This window comes from Pseudomonas botevensis, from assembly GCF_019145475.1.
Classification (GTDB): Bacteria; Pseudomonadota; Gammaproteobacteria; order Pseudomonadales; family Pseudomonadaceae; genus Aquipseudomonas; species Aquipseudomonas botevensis.
In genome coordinates, this window is record NZ_JAHTKI010000046.1 from 1 (window position 1) to 5,306 (window position 5,306).

8 protein-coding genes are annotated in these 5,306 nt (G+C 63.3%); 3 read left to right on the forward strand and 5 right to left on the reverse strand.

All coding sequences use genetic code 11. The features are described 5' to 3' along the window. The coding region (locus tag KVQ74_RS29090; RefSeq protein WP_217834810.1) for a general secretion pathway protein GspC at positions 1–325 on the reverse strand (325 nt) is incomplete at its 3' end. A 133-nt stretch (positions 326–458) separates the two neighbouring features. Here KVQ74_RS29090 and gspH point away from each other — a divergent pair. Both gspH and KVQ74_RS29100 read left to right on the forward strand, forming a co-directional pair. Further along, positions 459–911 (forward strand): type II secretion system minor pseudopilin GspH, encoded by a 453-nt coding sequence (gene gspH / locus KVQ74_RS29095; protein ID WP_217834811.1) that lies wholly within the window; start codon positions 459–461, stop codon positions 909–911. Beyond that, complete coding sequence (locus KVQ74_RS29100; RefSeq protein ID WP_217834812.1) at positions 908–1,519, forward strand: prepilin-type N-terminal cleavage/methylation domain-containing protein; 612 nt, start codon at positions 908–910, stop codon at positions 1,517–1,519. The genes gspH and KVQ74_RS29100 overlap by 4 nt, the downstream gene beginning before the upstream one ends. A gap of 273 nt (positions 1,520–1,792) precedes the next feature. Here KVQ74_RS29100 and KVQ74_RS29105 read toward each other — a convergent pair whose 3' ends face one another. From KVQ74_RS29105 to KVQ74_RS29115, 3 genes are read right to left on the reverse strand one after another with little or no spacing between them, the layout of a single operon-like run. Next, entirely contained in the window at positions 1,793–2,731 is a 939-nt protein-coding gene (locus tag KVQ74_RS29105; RefSeq protein ID WP_217834813.1) for a FecR family protein, read from the reverse strand. A 38-nt stretch (positions 2,732–2,769) separates the two neighbouring features. Further along, positions 2,770–3,315 carry an RNA polymerase sigma factor gene (locus KVQ74_RS29110; RefSeq protein ID WP_217834814.1) on the reverse strand — a complete coding sequence of 182 codons (546 nt, stop codon included), beginning with the start codon at positions 3,313–3,315 and terminating at the stop codon, positions 2,770–2,772. Continuing rightward, positions 3,312–4,031, reverse strand: coding sequence for a secretin and TonB N-terminal domain-containing protein (locus KVQ74_RS29115; protein WP_404822784.1), 720 nt, complete (start codon positions 4,029–4,031; stop codon positions 3,312–3,314). The genes KVQ74_RS29110 and KVQ74_RS29115 overlap by 4 nt, the downstream gene beginning before the upstream one ends. A gap of 149 nt (positions 4,032–4,180) precedes the next feature. On the opposite strand from KVQ74_RS29115, the gene KVQ74_RS29120 reads away from it, so the two are divergent. After that, the gene (locus KVQ74_RS29120; RefSeq protein WP_217834816.1) at positions 4,181–4,495 is read left to right on the forward strand and encodes a hypothetical protein; all 315 of its coding nucleotides are present in this window, start codon (positions 4,181–4,183) and stop codon (positions 4,493–4,495) included. Between the two features lie 6 nt (positions 4,496–4,501). Here KVQ74_RS29120 and KVQ74_RS29125 read toward each other — a convergent pair whose 3' ends face one another. Beyond that, positions 4,502–4,942, reverse strand: a complete 441-nt coding sequence (locus tag KVQ74_RS29125; protein WP_217834817.1) for a carboxymuconolactone decarboxylase family protein — start codon at positions 4,940–4,942, stop codon at positions 4,502–4,504. Between the last annotated feature and the right edge of the window lie 364 nt (positions 4,943–5,306).

Genomic DNA, 5,306 nt, shown 5'->3' on the forward strand with positions numbered 1-5,306 from the left:
CCACCAACCTCACCCCAGGACTCACCCGCTCCCCCTGCAAAAAACTAACCGGCGGCCCGTCGTTGAGGCTGAGTATCGCCACCGCCCCCCGACTCCCCGCCATCACACCGCTGACCTTGATCTGCACCGGTGCCGTCTGGTTGGAAAACCACTGCAACGCCGGGCTGTCGCTGCGTGCTGCGAGCAGTTGCGGGGCGGCGGTCGGGGTGTGGGATTCGGCGGACGTCAGCAGCAGTGACGACCAGACCGCGACGCCCGCCAGCGCTGCCAGCAGGCCGAGGCCCTGGAGCATTTGCGGCGGGGAAAACCGTGGGATGAGCAACATGGGCTGAATCTCCTTTTAGTCCCGATGACCAGACTACGCGGCAATTCTCACGGTTTTATTTCACACGCCTTACATGTTCGCCGGGCAGGATGGTTTTTCAGTTCAGGGCACGACGCAAAGGAGCGCGTAACCGATGAATCCGTGCAGGCAGCAAGGCTTCACCCTGATCGAGTTGATGGTGGTGCTGGTGATTGTCGGCATCGCCAGTGCGGCGATCAGCCTGAGTATCAAACCCGACCCGTTGCAACTGCTGCGCAAGGACGCCGAGCGCGTCGCACAACTGCTGCAAGTCGCGCAGGCCGAGGCGCGGGTCGATGGGCGGTCGATTGCCTGGCTGAGCGATGCCAAGGGGTTTCGTTTCAGTCGGCGTAGCGACAGCGGCAAGGGCTTCGACCATTTCAATCAGGACCCGCAATTACGCCCGCGCCCCTGGCAGAGCCAGAAGGTTGAAGTGCGGGTGGAGCCGAAGCAGAAAGTGCTGCTCAACGCCGAATGGATCAACCCGCCGCTGCAGTTGACGCTGTCTGACGGACTCAATCGGTTGAGTGTGCTGCGTGATGCTTCAGGCCGGATCAGCGTGCAATGAACAAACAAGAAGGTTTCACCCTGATCGAGGTGATGGTGGCGATGCTGTTGATGGCGGTGGTCAGCCTGATTGCCTGGAAGGGGCTGGACAGCGTGACCCGGGCCGACAGCCATTTGCAGGCCAGCAGCGAACAGAGCGACAGCCTGCTGCGCGCGCTGAATCAGTTGCAGCGCGATGTCGAGATGCGCGCCGGCATCGAACTCAGCGAACCGAAAAGAGCCAGTGACGACGAAGCTCCCAGCGCCCCGCCCGCCCTCACCGTGCGCAGCAGTGACAGCCGGGGGTTTCGTCTGGACATCATTCGTAGCGCCGTCGACCAGCCCGGCGCCCTGCAACGGGTGCGCTGGTGGCTCAAGGGGGATACGTTGTACCGCGCGGTCGCCCCGGCGCGCAGCCGTTATCCGTTGCCGGCACCGGGCGCGGGGGTGGCGGTGTTGAATGAGGTCAGTGATTTGCAGGTGCGGGTTTGGGAGGCGGATAAAAGGTGGCGGCAGTTGAGTGGCAATCGGCGGGAGGATCCAATGGGGCTGGAGGTGCGTCTGACCCGGCAGACACCGCAAGGGCCGGAAAAGTACCGCCAGGTTATGGGGCCGTTGCAACTGCAATAGGCCACGGTGTCAGACGTTCCAATGAAGGGCAGCGGCTCGCCCGCAAAGGCGGAGTGTCCGTTGATAGATCAGCGACTGTTCCACCGCATTCGCGGGCAAGCCCGCTCCCACATCGGGCTGTGTTGCCTTTGTGGGAGTAGTTTGCCCAAGACAGTTGCTCCCACATTGGAATTCGGTGCTTTTCTGTGGGAGTGGGCTTGCCCATGAAGGCGGCCGAATGGCATGGACAAGACAGTTGCTCCCACAGGGGGGCCACCTTGACCAGCAAAAGCCTCAACTGAGAACCACAACCCCACCCGGCAACTCGGTGCATTTGACCCCATAGGCATCGCGAATCAGCAACGCCACGCCGGCCAGTTGATCGAGGCTGAAGCGCGCCTGCACCCGGCGCTGGCCCAGGTCGCGGTTGAGCAGCAACAGCATGCCCGGTCGGTAGCGGTTGATCTCGTCGATCATCTGGCTCAGGGTCGCGCCGTTGAACACCAGCACCTGTTGGCGCCAGTTCATCACCGCCGCCGTATCGACACTTTGCACGGCGCCAATCTGGCGGCCGTCATAGGTCAGTTGCTGGCCCGGTTCCAGGCGCACACTGCGGCCCTCGACATCCACTTCCACCGCGCCGTCGAGGCAGGTCACGCAGACCTGCTGGTCGATGTTGCGCAGGTTGAATCGCGCCCGACTGGCGCGTAGCCAGCCGCTGCCGGCCTGCATCGCCAGCGGCAGGCGCGCGGTCTGCACCTCGACTTCGCCACTGAGCAATTCGAAACCTTGCAGGCCGTCGTCCACGGCGCGCTGGTTGATTCGCGTCTGCGTGTTGAGTTCCAGGCTGACGCCGTCGGCCGGCTCGACCCGACGTTGCTGCCCGACCTCGGTGATGTAATCGGCACCCAGCCCGGAGAAGCCGCCCGGCACCGTGCCACGCACCAGAAAGAACGCCGCCGAGGCCGCGATGGCGCCGCCGAGAAACGCCCGTCGGCCATACCCGCGCGGCGCCTGCAAGGCTTCGGCGGCCGGACGCAGTTGATGCCACAAGGCTTTGCAGTCTTCAAAGGCGCGGGCGTGGTCGGGACTTTGCGCGCACCACTGGCGCAACGCCCGGGCATCGGCAACCGTGGCGCGGCCGGAGGTCAACAGAATCAGCCAGTCGCGGGCTTCGCTTTGCAGGCGCTCGGCGGCCGTCGGCTCGGCAGGTGTCAGACGGAAGATGTTCAAACGCGCAGATTCTCAACGGATTAATCGGGACTCTTCTCTCAAGACGGTTTTCCGGCCCCGCGACCGAACCGCTGAAACACTTTTCTTTCCAGACGCGTTGCGCAATACCCCAGGGCAGCCTTGATTTCCTTCTCGACCATGCGCGTGGAAATGCCGAAGCGCTGGGAGATTTCCAGATGCGGCGCCTCCTCCAGACGCGCGGCAATGAAGATCCGCCGCCGCCGCGCCGGCAACTCGTACAAGGCGCTGAGCAGCGACTGGATTTCCTTCTGCCCGCCCACCACCCGCGCCGGATCCAGGGCTTCGTCGCCGATTTGCAGCAGCTCCTCCACTTCCTCGCCGGTGAGCAGCCGCGCATCGGCCTGACGGCGGTCGGCAGCGATGTTCAGGGCCATGCGATAGAGGTAGGCATTGGGCCGCGCAATATTGGGCGGCGCCTCCATGCGGTCGACCCGCAGATAGGTTTCGTGCAGCACGTCGTTGGCCAGATCCTCGGAGCCGAGACGGCGCCGCAGGCGTACCCGAAAGTCCTCGTAGGACGTCAGGAACAACTGGACCATCGAACTTTGCCCGGCGTCTTTCATCCCCCGGAAACTCCTTCCCTTTGTGTGCATTCCATGCGCTTTCCTGACGATTCGGGTAACAACAGCAAGGTGACCGGTTGGCGCAAGGCGCCGGGTGTCGGCCGTTCGATCCTGAGTGTGCGAAAGCTCTCTACCAGCGCCCCGTCGCGCCGTGTGTCGCCGGTGGAAGTGACCAGCCGGTTGTGCTGCACCACGCCGTCGCGGCCGATCCACACCTGCAGCACCGCGCGAAACGTGCCCGGACGGGTCAGCGGCGAACGGCACAAGTTGCGCTCGATCGCCGCCTGAACCGCTGTCGCATAGTTGCGGTTGACCACCGCACTGCCGGGCGCCGGCCTTTCCGTCGGCAGCGCGACCTCTTCGACCTGCGCCACTTGCAGGGTGAATGCGTCGTCCCGGGCATACCGGGCCATCAAGCCACTGCCGCCGAGCAACCGGCGCAAGGCATCGGCGGCGGTGAACTCACCGTCCACCGCCAACGAGCGCCGGCCACGACTCAACTGACTGTCGACCAGCACCGCCACGCCGGTGGCGCGACTGTACTGGTCCAGGGCCTGGGCCAGATCCTGAGCCGGAATGTGCAGCGTCATGCGCGTCGATGCCGGCATGGACCCTGCCGCCACATCGCGCAAAAACAGGCCAAGCAACAGCCCCAGGCATACCCGGCACACAAGCGCTGAACGTTGAAATCCGTCCCTGGCACTGCCTCGCTGCACGGCTGACGCACCCCTGAAAACCGTCATCCTGAGGTCTGTTTATGAATCTGGTGTGACGGCAACTGCAAAAAAACCATCACGGGATCACCCTCGGGGTTGCACTAGACTCAGACCCAGAGCGGCCCCTTCGGGCCGGCCAGGAGGCCGACATGAGATCAATCTGCGCAAGGGTGCTTGGCGGGCTGTTGCTGAGTGCGCTCAGCGTTGCCCATGCGGAGCAGCCACTGGGCTGCGTCGAGGTCACGGTGGGTGGCTACAAGGCACCGAATTACGACTGCCTCAGCCAACAAATGGGCAACAACCCCGACGGGGCGAAAGCCGCACAAAAGAATCAGGAAGCGCTGAACGTACCGGTGAACAAACGGCCACCGAATCAGGTAGGCCTGGCGACGCCTGCGGCTACCAGCACACGGATGGGCAACACCTTCGGCACTTCGGTCAAACCGCAGCGTCCGCCGAACTGACGGGCATCACTCACTCGCGGTCTGACGAAAACTCACCGCCAGGCGGTTCCAGCTATTGATGGTGCTGACGGCCATGGTCAGGTCCACCAGTTCACCTTCACTGAACTGTGCCCGGGCGTCCTGGTAGACATCATCCGGCACCCGACTCTCGGCCAGCAGCGTCACCGCCTCGGCCCACGCCAGCGCCGCCCGTTCGCGCGGATTGAAAAAACCGCTGTCACGCCAGACCACAATCGAATACAACCGCCGATCACTCTCCCCCGCCCGCCGGGCGTCCACCGAATGCATGTCGGTACAGAAGGCGCAGCCGTTGAGCTGCGAGGCACGGATCTTGATCAGTTGCAGCAGCGGCGGCTCGATACTCAGGCTGCTGGTCAAAGCCTCCATGGCAATCATCGCTTTCATCGCCTTGGGCGAGGCGCTGTAGTAATCCAGGCGCGGGGACATGGCGCGGGTCTCGAGAAGCTGAAGATGAGATTCAAATTAAGCGCAGACATCTTGGTATGACAGCCCCAATTCCACGGAAAACTGCTATGCCATTTTTTAACGGCCCGGCGCAGCTATCAGCCACATGCAGATGTATTTTTGGCGGACTTGAGGACGCAGCCCCTCACCCTAGCCCTCCCGAAACGTCGGACCGCCCGGAGGGAGAGGGAACTGACCACAGCGGCAGTAAAGAATATGTACACCCGCCAAAACCAGGTCGGCTCGGAGGCCGCCTTCGTGGGCAAGCCCACTCCCACAAAAAGCAAAAGCCGTCCACACCCGCGTCCCACACTCAACACAATGAGCGTTAGCTCGAGTACCGCTT

Excerpts from the sequence above, each read along its gene's own strand:
- gspH (WP_217834811.1), top strand. The coding sequence starts at position 459 with ATGAATCCGTGCAGGCAGCAAGGCTTCACCCTGATCGAGTTGATGGTG.
- KVQ74_RS29100 (WP_217834812.1), top strand. The coding sequence starts at position 908 with ATGAACAAACAAGAAGGTTTCACCCTGATCGAGGTGATGGTGGCGATG.
- KVQ74_RS29110 (WP_217834814.1), bottom strand. The coding sequence starts at position 3,315 with ATGAAAGACGCCGGGCAAAGTTCGATGGTCCAGTTGTTCCTGACGTCC.
- KVQ74_RS29120 (WP_217834816.1), top strand. The coding sequence starts at position 4,181 with ATGAGATCAATCTGCGCAAGGGTGCTTGGCGGGCTGTTGCTGAGTGCG.
- KVQ74_RS29125 (WP_217834817.1), bottom strand. The coding sequence starts at position 4,942 with ATGTCCCCGCGCCTGGATTACTACAGCGCCTCGCCCAAGGCGATGAAA.